Origin of the sequence: Klebsiella sp. K4 (genome assembly GCF_014596785.2) — a bacterium.
Lineage (GTDB): Bacteria > Pseudomonadota > Gammaproteobacteria > Enterobacterales > Enterobacteriaceae > Klebsiella > Klebsiella pneumoniae.
The window spans coordinates 3,665,026-3,680,786 of the sequence record NZ_CP115021.1 but is presented as its reverse complement, the minus strand read 5'-3'; the positions used below and the strand labels follow the sequence as shown (position 1 = coordinate 3,680,786).

At 57.0% G+C, this 15,761-nt stretch carries 13 protein-coding genes; 7 read left to right on the top strand and 6 right to left on the bottom strand.

Going from position 1 to position 15,761, the window contains the following annotated elements; all coding sequences use genetic code 11:
- Positions 1 to 20 precede the first annotated feature (20 nt).
- Positions 21 to 755, top strand: a complete 735-nt coding sequence (locus IB144_RS18305; RefSeq protein WP_004176830.1) for a MerR family transcriptional regulator — start codon at positions 21 to 23, stop codon at positions 753 to 755.
- A 41-nt stretch (positions 756 to 796) separates the two neighbouring features.
- Here IB144_RS18305 and IB144_RS18300 read toward each other — a convergent pair whose 3' ends face one another.
- Both IB144_RS18300 and IB144_RS18295 read right to left on the bottom strand, forming a co-directional pair.
- A complete protein-coding gene (locus tag IB144_RS18300; protein ID WP_149358931.1) occupies positions 797 to 1,351 on the bottom strand; it encodes a helix-turn-helix transcriptional regulator in 555 nt (184 codons plus the stop codon).
- 81 nt (positions 1,352 to 1,432) lie between these two features.
- Positions 1,433 to 1,645, bottom strand: a complete 213-nt coding sequence (locus IB144_RS18295; RefSeq protein ID WP_002895280.1) for a biofilm development regulator YmgB/AriR family protein — start codon at positions 1,643 to 1,645, stop codon at positions 1,433 to 1,435.
- Positions 1,646 to 2,029: 384 nt separating this feature from the next.
- On the opposite strand from IB144_RS18295, the gene IB144_RS18290 reads away from it, so the two are divergent.
- Together IB144_RS18290 and IB144_RS18285 are read left to right on the top strand one after the other, a co-directional pair.
- Positions 2,030 to 2,176, top strand: a complete 147-nt coding sequence (locus IB144_RS18290) for a hypothetical protein (protein ID WP_048270521.1) — start codon at positions 2,030 to 2,032, stop codon at positions 2,174 to 2,176.
- Between the two features lie 204 nt (positions 2,177 to 2,380).
- Positions 2,381 to 2,887, top strand: coding sequence for a hypothetical protein (locus tag IB144_RS18285; protein ID WP_004893330.1), 507 nt, complete (start codon positions 2,381 to 2,383; stop codon positions 2,885 to 2,887).
- Between the two features lie 16 nt (positions 2,888 to 2,903).
- Here IB144_RS18285 and IB144_RS18280 read toward each other — a convergent pair whose 3' ends face one another.
- The 3 genes from IB144_RS18280 to IB144_RS18270 are packed head-to-tail and all read right to left on the bottom strand — an operon-like array spanning position 2,904 to position 8,017.
- The gene (locus tag IB144_RS18280; protein WP_072157842.1) at positions 2,904 to 3,827 is read right to left on the bottom strand and encodes an acyltransferase family protein; all 924 of its coding nucleotides are present in this window, start codon (positions 3,825 to 3,827) and stop codon (positions 2,904 to 2,906) included.
- Between the two features lie 38 nt (positions 3,828 to 3,865).
- A complete protein-coding gene (locus IB144_RS18275) occupies positions 3,866 to 6,931 on the bottom strand; it encodes an efflux RND transporter permease subunit (RefSeq protein WP_117057028.1) in 3,066 nt (1,021 codons plus the stop codon).
- A complete protein-coding gene (locus tag IB144_RS18270; RefSeq protein ID WP_004147662.1) occupies positions 6,932 to 8,017 on the bottom strand; it encodes an efflux RND transporter periplasmic adaptor subunit in 1,086 nt (361 codons plus the stop codon).
- A gap of 533 nt (positions 8,018 to 8,550) precedes the next feature.
- On the opposite strand from IB144_RS18270, the gene IB144_RS18265 reads away from it, so the two are divergent.
- Both IB144_RS18265 and IB144_RS18260 read left to right on the top strand, forming a co-directional pair.
- Complete coding sequence (locus IB144_RS18265) at positions 8,551 to 8,982, top strand: universal stress protein (protein ID WP_004183465.1); 432 nt, start codon at positions 8,551 to 8,553, stop codon at positions 8,980 to 8,982.
- Positions 8,983 to 9,033: 51 nt separating this feature from the next.
- A complete protein-coding gene (locus IB144_RS18260; protein WP_019705953.1) occupies positions 9,034 to 11,721 on the top strand; it encodes a cation-transporting P-type ATPase in 2,688 nt (895 codons plus the stop codon).
- Positions 11,722 to 11,994: 273 nt separating this feature from the next.
- Here the strand turns inward: IB144_RS18260 and IB144_RS18255 are convergent, their stop codons facing one another.
- Positions 11,995 to 13,278 carry a putative acyl-CoA thioester hydrolase gene (locus IB144_RS18255; protein ID WP_040216967.1) on the bottom strand — a complete coding sequence of 428 codons (1,284 nt, stop codon included), beginning with the start codon at positions 13,276 to 13,278 and terminating at the stop codon, positions 11,995 to 11,997.
- A 154-nt stretch (positions 13,279 to 13,432) separates the two neighbouring features.
- Between IB144_RS18255 and hutI the strand changes: the two genes are divergently transcribed.
- The gene (gene hutI, locus IB144_RS18250) at positions 13,433 to 14,752 is read left to right on the top strand and encodes an imidazolonepropionase (protein ID WP_074440800.1); all 1,320 of its coding nucleotides are present in this window, start codon (positions 13,433 to 13,435) and stop codon (positions 14,750 to 14,752) included.
- Positions 14,749 to 15,705 (top strand): formimidoylglutamase, encoded by a 957-nt coding sequence (gene hutG, locus IB144_RS18245; RefSeq protein WP_065888899.1) that lies wholly within the window; start codon positions 14,749 to 14,751, stop codon positions 15,703 to 15,705. The genes hutI and hutG overlap by 4 nt, the downstream gene beginning before the upstream one ends.
- Positions 15,706 to 15,761 lie beyond the last annotated feature (56 nt).

Here is a 15,761-nt window from a genome sequence, read left to right as displayed (position 1 = left end):
CAGGTTGATGTGAGGCTGCTATGGCGTTTTACAGTATCGGTGAAGTCGCCGAACGTTGCGGAATCAATCCGGTCACACTGCGCGCCTGGCAGCGTCGTTACGGTCTACTGAAACCGCAGCGTAGCGAAGGCGGGCATCGACAATTTGATGAAGAAGATATCCTGCGTATCGAAGAGATCAAGCGCTGGATAGAGCGCGGTGTATCAGTAGGGAAAGTCAAAGCGCTGCTGGAGGATAACCTGCCGGCGGCGCGCGACGAATCCGCGCATCTTCAGGAAGAGATGATGTCCATTCTGCGTTATATGCAGCCCGCCAGAATCCGCGCCAAATTAATGGCGCTCAGTCATCAACACCCCGTCGACACCCTCATCGATAGCCTGTTAGTGCCGGTACGACAGCGTCTCAAGCTGGATCAGAATACCTCGCTGGTGATTAGCAGCATGCTGGACGGCCTGTTAATTGACTGCGTAGCGTTGTTTCTCGCCGAAGCGCGTAAAAAAAATGGCAAAGAGACGCTGCTGGTGGGCTGGAGCAATGAGGACAGGACGCGTCTGTGGCTGGAGGCATGGCGTCTTTCCCAACGCGGCTGGCATGTCAACGTTCTCGCCGAACCGCTGGAGTCGCCGCGGCCTGAGCTATTTCCCGGGCAGCATATTTTCGTCTGGACCGGACGTGCCGCCACGCCTCTGCAGGAGGAGCTGCTCAGCCACTGGCAGGAGCAGGGCTTCAGCATCCATTTTCACGGCCAAAATTAAGCGCCCCGATCCGTGGTGCGGATCAGGGCTTGAGTGCTTGGTTACAGGTGAATCTGGCTCCAGGATTTGAACGTTTCGCTGCGGCTGATATTAAAAAAATCGGTTCTACCGCTGCAGCCGAGCTTTTTAATCAGATTCAGCCGGATCTGATAAATGGTTTTTATATGCAGGTTTAGCGACCGGCCAATGCTGGCGACTGCTTCGCCATTGCTGATAAGTTGAATAACTTTCTTTTCCCGCTCGGTAAACTGCACCGAGGCGCCTGGCGCCGGATGGGTTTTGTAATAGCGGGTGGGTTGATGCAGAAATATCTTTAACTCTTCCGGCGTCGAGTTGGCCGGTAAGCTCAGCATAGGCAGTTCACTAAGAAAATTAAGATCGTTGCCTTCGGTTAACAGAATAAATAATGTATCCCGCCGATTATAGTTGTGCTGCAGTACCGCGAAATAATTGTCGCTGGTGAAGAAAACATGTTTTTTGCGGAAGTAAGATGCCGGCAGGCTATTCAGGATCAGCGACATCCCATAGAGAAGAAAACCATTATCAAACCACAGATCGTAATGCTCAGAACGATAGCAAGTATTATGGTGTGACATTTTTTTGCCTCAGTTAGCCGATAGAGACCCAGGCGCGCCGGTACAGCAGGTCGAAGCCTGCTGCCAGCACAGTGGATTTATTTAATGATGAGGTTTGCTGTACAGCATATCCAGCGCCTGCAGATAGAGATCGGAAAGTATTTCGTTACTTTCCGTTTGCAGACGATGCTGGATTTCCGTAATCATCCGCTCATTATTTACCGTTCTGTGCTGCTTAATGAGCGTATTCTCAATATTCTTCATCAGGGCCGAATTGAAGACAAACTCTGCTGGAATGGTATTTTTAATATGCATAGCTCGAACTCTCCCACGTATAAAGCAAACAGACAATAAAAGTCGCAGCGTACCGTTGGTACGCGCCAAGTCACGAACAGAAAATGTATAACCAGGAACCACCGTCCGACTCGCTGCGCAATCGTCAAGCTTCCCCGCTTTGTTGCGCAACAAGCAGTTAACACTCCAAAACTATAGACGCTGATTTCACTATGTACAACTTTTTTCATTACTATATGTACAACGTAACGGCTTATTTTTTGTGTGTGTTTTAATTGGTTGATTTATAATGATTTTATTAAGTGATAACTTGTACAGAAAAGTCGGGTTGTGCAGGATTTCGCTGTAAAACCAGCGGGAAGAAGCTGATGATGGTAGAAGAAAGCCAATTGTGAAAATTCTGTCATGGCTGGCGAAATGCATGAAATTGCGCCGACGCGCGAAGGGGTAAACAGCAACGTTGTCGTCGACAGGTGGCTTTCTTCCGCGTCGGAGTCTGAGCATAGCGGAAAATATGATGAGGCTTTGTCTGCTTTTTGCACAGTAAGGTAAAGGGGTAACGTCTGCCATGTCGTAAACGGCCCATTCGATTTGTTGGCGAATAAGGGCTGTGCTACGCTTTTTGGTAACGACGCGGCGGTTTGGCATCGTTATCTTTCCCCCATTTCCCTGTCGAGTCTTATACCCCTGTCACGACCGGTAAATACGGCAAAAGCTTTCTGTCCCTGGACAGGCCTTGAGGACTGAGGAGGGAAAATGCGCGGTAAAAGCGTGATGCTCCTGGCCGGGTTAGTCTCTCTCGCGCAGGCGAACGAACTTAACCTCTATTCGGTGAATACCGGTTCCTATGTTTACCATCTGACCAATAATCACGGACAATATACAGAGAATTTCGAAAATCATTTTTTCTCAGTGGAGCGGAAATTCTCTGCAGACTCCAAATACAGCCTTCTGCTTGGCACTATGAATAACAGCTTCAACGATCGCTGCCTGGCGCTGGGGGTGAGAAGAGACTGGTACCACAGCGGCAGCGGGTGGACCTTCAAAGGCGTTTACGGCTATACCGGCGAATTCTTCTTCGACGCCTTCGAGCATTGCGGCGATCATGGCTCCTATAAAGACTTTAAGGACGCCACGGGGATCGGCTTTTCACCCTATATCTACCACGCTATCCAGTATAACTTCACCGATTATTTCGCCGTTGAAAGCGGCATTATTATTCCCAGCGTGTTTGTGATTAGTATCCAGTGGAGCTTCCGCTAAATCGTCCCGTTGTCGGTTACAAGGTAATCACCTTCCTGAGCAGCGTACTGGAGAGCGCGGCAAGGGAAATGAGCACCGACAGGACAAAGGTCAGCGCTATTACCCCCAACTTGGTGGCTAGCGAATGCACAGGGATGAGCATCACCAGCAGGTGAAACACGGAATAGTGGAGGATATAAACTCCGGTCATCGCTTTACTGACCGTCGCCAGCACGGCCTCTTTCCACTCGCGGTTCTTTTTAAACTGCACGGCGTTAGCGGCGATCACCAGCAGGACGATCAGGATATAAATTTGCGATCCCGTGAGAATGAACGCATTACGATCTGCTTTAAACAGGGCGAAGAAGAAATGGCGTTCATAAAACCAGGTAAATAAATAGACAAAGGGCAGGGCGATAATCGACCCTTTAATCACCTGTGGGTTGCGTATCCACCCCGCGACCTTTGGATCGTTAAACAACTGCCCGGTTAAATAAAACAGTAGCCATGTCCACAGGCGATACTGCGGCGGCAAACTGAAAAGATGTCTGTCCGGGTAGATCACCGAGAGCAGGTCGTAACCGTAGGAGCAGCACAGCAGCGTCAGGAGCACGGCGAAAAAGAGCCCGCGCCGCTGGCTGAGCCAGGCGATCAAAGGATGAAAGGTATAGATGACAATCAGGGCGAAAATAAACCAGGGCTGGATCAGGTAGCCGCGCTGGTAAGGCTCCCAGACATAATAGACCGTCACCCAAAACAGAAAGACGATGACCACGCTTTTAATTTTACCAATTTGCCAGTTGGCATCGTGGCGCGTCTGCGCATCAAGATAGCCGGCCACGACAAAAAACAGCGGCGTCGCGATGGTCGAGATAAAGGTCAGCAGCCCGAGGATCCAGTGATAGTCATAATCAAAGCGATCCCAGGTGTTATAGATGGTGAAAAAGGTCACCGCTGTCATACAGCCTAATGTCTTGATAATGCTCAGACCGGTACTGTTCATCGTTGAGGCGTCATATCCTTATGGTGAAAGCAGGCGTAAATCACCGGCAGAACCAGCAGCGTCAGCACGGTGGCAAAGGCGAGGCCGAACATGATCACCACCGCCATACTCTGGAAAAAGACATCGCGCAGCAGCGGGGCCAGGCCAAGTACGGTGGTGAAGGCGGTCAGCAGGATCGGCCGCAGACGAGAGGTTGCCGCATCAATAATAGCTTGTCGTTGATCTTTCTCCTGTTTTTGTTGCTCTATCTCTTCTACCAGCACAATGCCGTTACGGATCAGCATACCGCTCAGGCTGAGCAAGCCGATTAAGGCCATAAAGCCGAAGGGGATGCCGGTAAGCAGAAAGCCGGGTGTGACCCCGATCAGCGCCAGCGGAACGGTCAGCCAGATGGCGACGGCGTTTTTCAGCGAACTGAACATCAGCACCGTTATGATAAACATCACCAGATAGCCAAGCGGCAGGGTTGTAAACAGTCCCTGCTGCGCCTCACTGGAGTTCTCGGCATCGCCGCCCCATTCGATACGGTAGCCGTGGGGCAGCGGCAGTGCGTCAATGCGCGGTTTCACCCGCGCGAGAATATCACCCGAGGTTTGGCCGCTTAGCGGGCTGGGGTCGGTCTGGACCGTCAGCACCCGGGTACGATCCCGGCGGAGGATCAACGGATCTTCCCACTCCAGGGCGAAACCATTGATGACGTTACTCAGCGGGATATATTGCTGGCGACTCTGGCTCCAGACCAGCACATTATTCAGATGGTTGGCATCCTGACGTTCTGCTTCCGGCGGCCGGACGATCACTGGCAGCAGATCGGCCCCTTCACGATATAACCCGGCGCGACTCCCGGAGAAATTCATCTCCAGCGCGTTATCAATATCCTGTTTATCCACCCCCAGCTCGCGTCCCAGCGCCGGGGAATACTGCGGGCGGATCACTTTGCTGCGGTTCTGCCAGTCATTACGCACGCTGTCGGTCGCCGGGTCTGCGGCGAGGATATCGCCTACCTGACTCGCCAGCGCGCGCAGCGTATCCGGGTCTGGGCCCTTAATGCGCACCTCAATCGCGCTATCCCCGGAGGGCCCGAACATAATGCGTTTGGTGCTGGCGTTAACCTGCGGGTAGTTTCTGGCAATCCAGTCCTCCACGTGGCGGGTGACAGGGGCGATGCCGCGTGGATCATCCATCCGCACCATAATCTGCGCGTAGTTGCTGTACTGGCGCTGCCCGCTGTAGGTGAGAATGAAACGCATACTGCCCTGGCCGATGGTGGAGACGGTGGTGGCCACCCCCGGCTGACCGGCTATCGACCGCTCGATATCCCGGGTCATCTTCTCCGTGGCGTTTATATCGGTACCGTAGGGTAGCCACAGGTCGACAAAGAATATAGGCGTATTCGATGACGGAAAAAAATTCTGCCGAACAAAGGTAAAGCCCCAGATCGCTCCGGCTAACAGCGCACCCATCAGCACCAGGGTCAGGGTCTTTTGCTGCAGCAGTATTCGCAGCGCCTGCTGATAGCCACGGTAAAAGCTGCCGCGGTAAGGATCGGCCTTTTCCTCCGCGGCGGCGGCCGACGGGGCGTTTTTAAACAGCCACCACTTAATAAGCACCGGGGTGATGGTCAGAGCGGAAAACCAGCTCAGCATCAGGGAGATCAGCAGCACCTGGAACAGCGATTTGCAATACTCCCCGGTAGAGTCCTGGGAAAGGCCAATCGGCGCGAAGGCGAGGATGGCGATGATCGTCGCGCCAAGCAGCGGCAGGGCAGAGCGACGGATCACATAGTTAATCGCGCCCAGCAGCGGAGAGCCTTGCTGACGGGCGATGAGCACCCCTTCGACAATCACAATGGCATTGTCCACCAACATACTCAGGGCGATGATTAGCGCTCCGAGAGAGATCCGTTGTAGTTCGATCCCCCAGATATACATGATAAGCAGGGTGCCGAGAACGTTGAGCGCCAGCGACAGAGCAATAATAATCCCGCTGCGCACCCCCATAAATACCAGCAGCACGCCGACGACAATCGCCAGGGCCATCAGAAAATTGGTAATAAAGCCATTGACCGAGTGGGCGACCTCAGCTGCCTGATCGTAAAAAATAGCGATGTTGATGCCCGCCGGTTTGTCGGCGGCCATCTGCTGGAGGCGGGCCTCGAGAGCGTGGCCGACGTCAATAACGTTGACGCCAGGGATAAAAGAAACTCCCATGGTCACCGCCTGGCGCCCGTTGGCATGATAGATACTGGCCGGCGAGTCGGTTAGCCCGCGCGACAGCGTAGCAATATCCCGCAGTCGGGTGGTGGCGCTGGCGCCGTGAGGGCTGACCAGTAGATCTCCCAGCTCATCGATGCTCTGAAACTCACCGGTGGGGTGGAGGCGGATCGATTCGCTGCCAACGCGGATCTCCCCGGCGCTGGACACCACGTTGAGTCGGGCCAGGATTGCGGCGAGCTGGTTGAGGGTGATCCCGCGCGCCGCCATCTTCGCCAGCGAGATATCCACATTGATCTGCTGCGGAATGACGCCGCCGATAGCGACTTTACCGACCCCCGGCACCAGCACCAGCTCCCGGCGCAACTGTTCGGCATAGCGCACCAGCTCCGGGTTGGTAAAACTGTCGCCCGAGATAGCGAAGAAAAAGCCAAACACATCGCCAAAGTCATCGTTGACGAAAGGGGGGACTACGCCAGGGGGGAAAAGGCGGCTGGCGTCACCGACCCGGCGACGTAGCTCATCCCAGATTTGCGGCAGCTCGCTGGAATGGTACTGCGAAGCAATATTCACCGTAATTTGCGATAAGCCATTCGAGGAGATGGAGCTGACGTTATCCAGCGAGGGAAGCTGCTGAATCGCGTTTTCCAGCGGCAGGGTAACCTCCTCTTCCACCTGCTGAGCAGACGCGCCAGGGTAGTGGGTGACGATCACCGCCGTTTTGATGGTGAAGGCGGGATCTTCCAGGCGGCCGATATTGAGCAGGGCGAACAGGCCACCCACCCCTAACAGCAAAATGGCTAACCAGACGCGGGTCGGGTTGTTAATAAACTGACGGGAAATATCCATTTATAATCCTCGTTCACGCGTCCAGACCCGCACCGGCTGCCCGGCATGCAGCTCGCTCACGCCCGCCGCAACCACCTGTTCACCCGCGCGGAGACCGTCGGTGATCGCCACTCCCTGCGAAGTCACCTCGCCGACGGTGACCTTACGCTCCTCAAGATATCGATGCGCGTTATCGCCTTTCACCACCCAGACTACCGGCTCGTTCTTTGGCCGGTTATCGGGGTTAAACACCGCCTCCGCTGGCACAATGAGGGTTTCCCGCCCGGCGCTGGCCGGTAAATTGCCGAGATTGACCGTCACGGTGCCGCTGACCCCGCCGACGGCGGGAAAATCATCTGGCCGCGGCATGGTTAACACGATCTGCCAGGTGAGGGTGCTATTGTCGCTGCTGCCGGTATGCTCTTTGTATTCCGCGGTAAACTCGCGGCCCGGCAGGGTATTGATCCTGACGACGGGACGGTAGGCGGTATTGCGGATATCCAGGGAGGTGAACAGATTTTCGGGAATGCTGAAGACCACATCCAGCAGGTCGGTCCGCGTCAGGGTGATCACCGGTTGGCCGGCGGCGACCACCTGATGGTTGCGGATATGCACGCCGGCGGCAATCCCGCTAAAGGGCGCGATGAGGCTCATTTGCGCCAGCTCTTCGCGAGCGATTTTTAAGGCCGCATTGGCGGCATCGCGATTGGCGCGCTGCACGTCCATCTCCGCCTGTGAAATCGCCTGGCGCCCGGCCAGAGTCTGGAAGCGGTCGAACTGACGCTGGGCGAGAGTGGCCGCCGTTTGCCGCTCATTGACCCGTTGCTGGGCCTCGCGGGCATTCAGGCGCGCCAGCGTTTGCCCTTGGGCGACGCTTGCCCCCTGACGAATATCTAGCGACTCCACCTGGCCACCCCGCTTAAACGACAGTTCGGTGGAATCGCCAGACTCAATGCGTGCCGGAAACGTTCGCTGCTGGGTATTGCCCACGGCGGTCACCTGCGCCACTTTAACCATGCGCGGGGCGGACTCGACGGTGGGTGCTTTCTGATCGCAAGCGGTTGTAAATATAATAACAACCGGGATGAGAGAAAAATAACGGTTCACAATATTCCCCTCAGATTCAGGATTTATTTTACATTTTTATTACATGGCGCCTGCTTATTCTGCGAGAGCGGCGACGACCAGATAAGTGAAGAGCCCCACCGCTGTGCAGGCGACAATGGCCAGCGCGACAAACAAACCCAGGCGTAACAGGCTATAACCCAACATAATTTCCTCCCTTTACTCCCATCCGAACCGTGAATGTCATTGAATTCGGCCCCCACTGTGACCACCGGACATTCGGAGCGGCATGCCTGCTTGTAATCAGCATAGTCGGAGAAAATATGAAGTGTTAAAAAAGAGAATGCCGCGAGCGTTGGCGGCATTGAGGGGAAAGCGCAGGAGATCCGCAGGGAATATGCGGTTTTTATAATATTTTTCAGTCTATTAATCCGCCATTTTCTAATGTTAATTTTCCTGTGCTACGTTTAATAACATCTATTCCGCTCGCCGCTTCTGTTGTTGAGATTTCGTTCCTCCCCAAGTAAGGGGCTATTCATCACTACGCATTGTATTGGTAATAAAAGGATTATCTCATGTATAAAAATATCGTTGTTCCCGTTGACGTGTTTGATGCGGGCCTGGCCGACAAAGCGCTCTCTCATGCGAAATTCCTCGCCCAACATTCTGCCGGGCAAATTCATCTTATCCATGTTATTCCGGCCTTTTCTCCTGTATTAACCCGCGGATTTATCTCTGATGCCCGAAAGATGGAAGACCATTTGCTTAATACCGCTAAGGAAAAGCTGAGCGAGCTGGTGAAGAAAAATGGGCTTGCGGAAGACGCCAGCCATCTTTATGTGCGCAGTGGCAATGTTCGCGATCAAGTGATTGCCCTGGCCGATGAGCTGAAAGCGGATGTGGTGATTGTCGGTTCGCGCAATCCGGGGATCCAGACTCATCTGCTGGGCTCGGAAGCGGCCAATATCGTGCGCTATGCCCATGTACCAGTGTTCGTTGTGCGCTGATGATGGCGGGATGTCGCCCTGACTTCCGCTTCAGAAATCGAGGGAAAGAGTATGAATACAGATAAACCGGGGGCGCCCTATTATCAGCGCTCCGTCGAGGAGACTCTCGCCAGCGTGCAGAGTTCGCCGGAAGGGATTAGCGGAACAGAGGCGGCTACGCGCCTGCAGCAGTATGGCGAAAACGCCCTGCCGCAGAAGCCGGGTAAACCCGCCTGGCTGCGTTTTATTGCGCATTTTAACGATGTGCTGATCTACGTCCTGCTGGCGGCAGCGTTGCTCAAGGCGGTGATGGGCCATTGGATCGACATGGCGGTGATCCTCGCCGTGGCGGTGGTCAATGCGCTGATCGGCTTCATTCAGGAGAGTAATGCGGAAAAATCGCTGCAGAGTATCCGCAATATGCTGTCCAGCGAGGCGGTGGCGATCCGTCAGGGCAACCATGAAACCATCCCCACCACCTCGCTGGTACCTGGCGATATCGTGGTGATCCGCGCCGGCGACCGTATCCCCGCCGATCTACGGGTGATTGAGGCGCACAACCTGCGGGTGGAAGAGGCGATCCTCACCGGCGAGTCGACGGTGGTGGAAAAAACCACCGAGCCGCTAAGCGGCGATTTACCGCTCGGCGATCGCAGCAACCTGTTGTTTTCCGGGACCACCGTTAGCTCAGGGGCGGGAAAAGGGATCGTGGTGGCCACCGGCGGCGATACCGAGCTGGGCCATATCAACCAAATGATGGCGGGCATTGAGAAACACCGCACGCCGCTGCTGGTGCAAATGGACAAGCTGGGCAAAGCCATCTTTATCCTTATTCTGGTGATGATGGCGGCGCTGTTCGTCTTTAGCCTGCTGTTCCGCGATATGCCGGTCTCCGAACTGATGCTGTCGTTGATTAGCCTCGCGGTGGCATCGGTCCCGGAAGGGTTGCCGGCGATTATCTCGATTATTCTGTCGCTCGGCGTACAGGCGATGGCCCGTCAGAAAGCGATTATCCGCAAGCTGCCGACGGTGGAAACCCTCGGCGCGATGACGGTTATCTGCTCGGATAAAACCGGGACCCTGACCATGAACGAAATGACGGTGAAGGCGGTGATCACTGCCGACAGCGTCTATCGGGTGGAAGGGGATAGCTATGAGCCGGTCGGTAAGATCCACGCCATTGACGATCCGACGCCGGTCACGATCGCGCCCGGCTCGCTGTTCGAGCGCTATCTGCGCACCATCGATCTGTGTAACGACAGCCAGCTTATCAAAGAGGAGAGCGGGCTGTGGAAAATCACCGGCGGCCCGACCGAGGGGGCGCTGAAGGTGCTGGCGGCGAAGGTCACTCTGCCGCCGCTGACCAGCGAACTGCGCAGTAAAATTCCTTTTGATTCGCAATATAAATACATGTCGACCCTCTACCGGCTGGGTGAAGAGGAGGTAGTGCTGGTCACTGGCGCGCCGGATGTCCTGTTCCGCCTGTGCCAGTATCAGCAGAGCGACAGCGGATTGCAGCCGCTGGATCTCCCGTACTGGGAAGGCAAAATTGAAGAGTACGCCCGGGAAGGGCTACGGATGGTGGCCGCAGCCTGGAAGCCGGCTGCCGCAGGCCAGACCGAACTGACCCATCAGGATCTGCAGCAAGGGGTGATTTTGCTAGGGGTCGCCGGGATGATGGATCCGCCGCGTCCGGAGGCCATCACGGCGATTGCCGACTGCCTGCAGGCCGGGATCCGCGTGAAGATGATCACCGGCGACCACCCGCAAACGGCGATGAGCATCGGCAAGATGCTGGGGATTGGCAATGCGGGAAATGCCATTACCGGACGCGAGCTGGAGGTGATGGACGACGCGCAGCTGAGCGTAGCCGCGCAGCAGTTTGATATCTTCGCCCGCACCAGCCCGGAAGATAAGTTCCGCCTGGTGCAGGCTCTGCAGAGTAAGAAAGAAATTGTCGGAATGACCGGCGATGGGGTGAACGATGCCCCGGCGTTGAAGCAGGCTGACGTCGGCGTGGCGATGGGGATCAAGGGGACCGAGGTGACCAAGGAGGCCGCCGATATGGTGCTGACCGATGATAACTTCGCCACCATCGCCAGCGCAGTCCGCGAGGGGCGCCGGGTGTATGACAACCTGAAGAAAACCATTCTCTTCGTCATGCCGACCAACCTTGCCCAGGGGTTACTGATCGTGATCGCGCTGCTGGCGGGCAACGTACTGCCGCTCACGCCGGTGTTGATCCTGTGGATGAACATGGCCACCTCCGCCACGCTGTCGTTTGGCCTGGCGTTTGAAGCAGGTGAGAAAAATATTATGCGGCGGCCGCCGCGCGATCCGAAAATTCACGTGATGGACGGCTTTGCCATCTGGCGCGTAGCGTTTGTGGGGTCAATGATTGCGGTCAGCGCATTTATTCTCGAAGCCTGGCTGCAGCCGCGCGGCTATTCGCCGGAGTTTATCCGTACCGTGCTGTTGCAGACTCTGGTCACCGCCCAGTGGTTCTATATGCTGAACTGCCGCGTATCGGATGGATTCTCGTTAACCAAAGGTCTGCTGGCCAACAAAGGGATCTGGATCGTCAGCGGCGTACTGCTGGTGCTGCAGCTGCTGATTATCTACGCGCCTTTTATGCAGATGCTGTTCGGCACCACCGGGCTGCCGTTCCGCTACTGGGTGATCACCTTTATCATCGGCTTCGCCATGTTCCTGATCGTGGAACTGGAAAAACCGCTGACCCGCAAATGGCGTTCCGCCTGACGGCGTGAAGCGCTGAACGAAAAAGAAAAGAGGGGGCATCGCCCCCTCTCTGGCTGACGACAAACCTGTTTCGTCATTGTGCTCGCATTTCTGCCGGGTGGCGACTTTCGCCTTACCCGGCCTACGAAAGACTTCAATATCAAACCGTTATGCAGTTATCTGTAGGGCCGCGCAAGCGCAGCGCCGCCGGGCAATTCCTGAAGATTGCACATTGTCAGCAGTTTGAGAGAGGGCATCGCCCTCTCTTTTATTATGGTTCACGCTTGTTGCGCTTTACTGTTTCGGCTCGGCGACCACGGTGCTTCCCACGCCGCGGTTATTGTACTCCCACATGCGGTTGAAGCCGTTGTCGTTGAGGTTGCGCTGCAGATTGCCTTTGTCATCGGCGCTGCCGGTGTTGCCGCTGAACGGGCGGCCGGAGCCTACCGCCGCCGCCCACGGCTGGGCAATATTAAAGCCTTCATTGATAGCGCTGTCGCGGATCACCACCTGGCCGTTGCTGTTGCCATCGACGTCCAGCGCGCGGCCGAGCTGCGCGACGTTATCCCCGGAGGCGGTGAAGCGGCTGTTGGTCGCCAGGAAGCCGTAGGTCACGCTCTTCAGAGTAGCCGGCGCGAAGACGTAGGCCTCTTTCTGGGTACGGGAGTTCACCACGCGGAAATCGGTGTTATCAAACACCACCGCGCCGCGGCCGGAAACGATATCCACATCGCCTTCAATGTAGCTGTTGGTCACCAGGGTGCGGGTCTGACGGTTGTCCTGCAGACGGTTTTGCACGCCGCTGTTGGTCACGAAGAAGGTGTTCTGACGGCCAAGAATATTGACCTTATTGATCTGCACCTGGTCGCCATCGCTGCGCAATGCCACCGCCTGGTGGGTACCGGCGTCAACGCTGTCGCCGAGGTTGTTGGCGATGGTCAGGTTCTGCAGCTGCAGACCATTATTCTGTGACCAGAAGACTGCGGAACACATTACGCCGACGGTCGCCGCGGATTTGCTTTGGCAACTGTCGAACATATACCACGCCGGTTTACCCGGCATATATTTACCGCCTGGATTGACCAGACGACGCCAGGTGTTGCGATCCATCTCGGAATCAATGGCTTCGCTGATTTTCACGTCGATTGGCTTATCGCCAGTACCATACAGGGTCAGGGCGCCCGGCGCCGCCGGAACGTAGACGGTTCCCGGGTACTCGCCCGGCATAATCGCGATATACAGACGACGGTTAGAGTGACGGGCAATTGCCGCATCCACCGCCGCCTGAATGGTGGTATGGGTTACGCCCTGGGTTCCCGCAGGGCCGACGATAAAGTCAGGCTGCGCCGGCAGGCTGATAGCATACGGCGTCCAGGCGGCGGCGTTGGGAGCCAGCGACTGGAAATAGGCCGCCGGCGTGAAGTTTTTCGCTTCTTCGGCGTTGAGTATGGGACGCGCGGTAGTGCCCGGTGCAGTCTGCGTTGAGGGCTGTTGATCGGCAGGCGTCGAGCTACAGGCGGACAGCGTCACGCCGAAGGCCAGCGCCAGCGCCAGACGGGAAACGGAATATGTGTTCATGTTGCTCCGGGCAAAATTAAGCGTAGTGAAATACCCCGGCTGAGACGCCAGGGTATAAGTCCTTTAAAACCTGCTGTTTTATACTAACTTGAACGAAACGGGAAGACGTGGACGGAAAAACTTACCGTCTTTACGCAACGCGCAGCCCTGCCGGATGGTCTTTAGTCACAAAAAAATAACATTTCCCTGCGCTATTGTTGACTTTACTGGCGTTATGAAAATAAATGTCTATACAACCCATGACAAGTTAAGCGCTATGACTGAAGCCACTTCCGAACTCGTTATCTGGCGAAACGGGCGTCTCGCCACCCTGAACCCCGATCACGCTCAACCTTACGGCCTGCTGGAGCGCCATGCGCTGCTGGTGCACGACGGCCGCATCGCGGCGATTGTCGCCGAAGATGACGTCCCCAGCGGGCGCAGTATCGATCTTGAAGGCCGGTTGGTAACGCCGGGATTAATCGACTGCCACACCCATCTCGTCTTCGGCGGCAGCCGGGCCCAGGAGTGGGAGCAGCGGCTGAACGGCGTGTCGTATCAAACCATCAGCGCCAGCGGCGGCGGCATTAACTCCACCGTGCGCGCCACGCGCGACAGCAGCGAAGCTGAACTACTGGCGCTGGCCCAGCCGCGTCTGGAACGCCTGCTGCGTGAAGGGGTGACCACCCTGGAGATCAAATCCGGCTACGGCCTCGACCTGCCAAACGAACGCAAAATGCTGCGGGTCGCCCGACAACTGGCCGATCATAATGGCGTGGAACTGTCGGCGACGCTGCTCTCCGCCCACGCCACGCCGCCGGAATATCAAGGCGATGCTGACGGCTATATTACGCTGGTCTGCGAGACCATTTTGCCGACGCTGTGGCAGGAGGGACTGTTTGAAAGCGTTGACGTCTTCTGCGAAAACGTCGGCTTCAGCCCGCAGCAAACTGAGCGCGTCTTTCAGGCGGCGCAGGCGCTGGGCATTCCGGTAAAAGGCCACGTTGAGCAGCTCTCGTCGCTGGGCGGCGCGCAGCTGGTGAGCCGCTATCATGGGCTTTCCGCCGACCATATCGAGTATCTGACGGAAGAGGGCGTGGCGGCGATGCGCGAAAGCGGCACCGTGGCAGCCCTGCTCCCCGGCGCGTTCTACTTCCTTAATGAAACCCGTAAACCGCCGGTCGAGCTGCTGCGCAAGTACCAGGTGCCGATGGCGGTGGCGACCGATTTCAACCCCGGCACCAGCCCCTTCGCCAGCCTGCATCTGGCGATGAACATGGCCTGCGTCAAGTTTGGCCTGACGCCGGAGGAGGCGTGGGCCGGCGTGACGCGCCATGCCGCGCGGGCGCTGGGGCGCCAGGCCAGCCACGGCCAGCTGGCGCCGGGCTTTGTCGCTAACTTCGCCATCTGGGATGCTGAGCATCCCGTCGAGATGGTGTATGAGCCGGGGCGCAGTCCGCTCTGGCATCGCGTTGTTCAAGGAGAATTGCAATGATGCTGTGGCAAGCTACGCCAGCCAGTCTCTGGCAGGGACGCGACGACAGCGCGGAAGCGCCCAATGCGCTGCGCCTGTTCCAGACCATCGCCCGCGCGGAACGCTTCGCGCCGCAGGAGATGCCCGGCGATATCGCGCTGCTCGGCTTCGCCTGTGACGAAGGGGTCCGGCGTAACAAGGGGCGTACCGGGGCAGCGGACGGCCCGGCGACCCTGCGCCGGGCGTTGGCCAATATGGCCAGCCATCAGGGTCATGACCGCTGCGTGGATATGGGCACCATCAGCGTCGACGGCGAGCAGTTAGAAGTCGCGCATCAGGCGCTGCGCGAGGCGGTGGCCGACTGTCAGCGGGCGGGTAAACGCACGCTGGTGCTGGGCGGCGGCCACGAGACGGCCTTCGGCCACGGCGCTGGGGTACTGGACGCCTTCCCGGGCGAAAAAGTGGGCATTATTAATCTCGATGCGCATCTGGATCTGCGCTTTGCCGACTGCGCCAGCTCCGGGACGCCGTTCCGCCAGTTGGCGCTGGAGTGTGACGCGCAGCAGCGCGGTTTTCACTATACCTGCATCGGGGTTAGCCGGGCGGCGAACACCCAGGCGCTATGGGATGAAGCGGCGCTCCGCCAGGTGGCTATCGTTGAAGATCTGGAGGTGCTGACAGCCTTCGAAACTCGCGTGTTGCCGGAGCTTGAGCGCAATATCGCGCAATTCGACCGCCTGTATCTGACTATCGATCTCGACGTGCTGCCGGCGCGAGAAATACCGGCGGTGTCGGCCCCGGCGGCGCTGGGCGTGCCGCTGGCCACGCTGCTGCGCATCGTTGAACCGCTGTGCCGCAGCGGTAAGCTGCAGGCGGTGGATCTGGTGGAGTTTAACCCGCTGTTTGACATTGACGGTCAGGGCGCTCGCACGGCGGCCCGTGTGGCATGGCAAATCGCCCATTGGTGGCGCTAGCGATCCGCGCTATTATTTTCGTTTCGCCGCTCCGCTTATTACGCATAAGGAAAGCC

Coding starts and splice junctions, on each gene's coding strand:
- IB144_RS18305 (WP_004176830.1), top strand. CDS start 21: ATGGCGTTTTACAGTATCGGTGAAGTCGCCGAACGTTGCGGAATCAAT.
- IB144_RS18300 (WP_149358931.1), bottom strand. CDS start 1,351: ATGTCACACCATAATACTTGCTATCGTTCTGAGCATTACGATCTGTGG.
- IB144_RS18295 (WP_002895280.1), bottom strand. CDS start 1,645: ATGCATATTAAAAATACCATTCCAGCAGAGTTTGTCTTCAATTCGGCC.
- IB144_RS18290 (WP_048270521.1), top strand. CDS start 2,030: ATGGCTGGCGAAATGCATGAAATTGCGCCGACGCGCGAAGGGGTAAAC.
- IB144_RS18285 (WP_004893330.1), top strand. CDS start 2,381: ATGCGCGGTAAAAGCGTGATGCTCCTGGCCGGGTTAGTCTCTCTCGCG.
- IB144_RS18280 (WP_072157842.1), bottom strand. CDS start 3,827: ATGACAGCGGTGACCTTTTTCACCATCTATAACACCTGGGATCGCTTT.
- IB144_RS18275 (WP_117057028.1), bottom strand. CDS start 6,931: ATGGATATTTCCCGTCAGTTTATTAACAACCCGACCCGCGTCTGGTTA.
- IB144_RS18265 (WP_004183465.1), top strand. CDS start 8,551: ATGTATAAAAATATCGTTGTTCCCGTTGACGTGTTTGATGCGGGCCTG.
- IB144_RS18260 (WP_019705953.1), top strand. CDS start 9,034: ATGAATACAGATAAACCGGGGGCGCCCTATTATCAGCGCTCCGTCGAG.
- IB144_RS18255 (WP_040216967.1), bottom strand. CDS start 13,278: ATGAACACATATTCCGTTTCCCGTCTGGCGCTGGCGCTGGCCTTCGGC.
- hutI (WP_074440800.1), top strand. CDS start 13,433: ATGGTCTTTAGTCACAAAAAAATAACATTTCCCTGCGCTATTGTTGAC.
- hutG (WP_065888899.1), top strand. CDS start 14,749: ATGATGCTGTGGCAAGCTACGCCAGCCAGTCTCTGGCAGGGACGCGAC.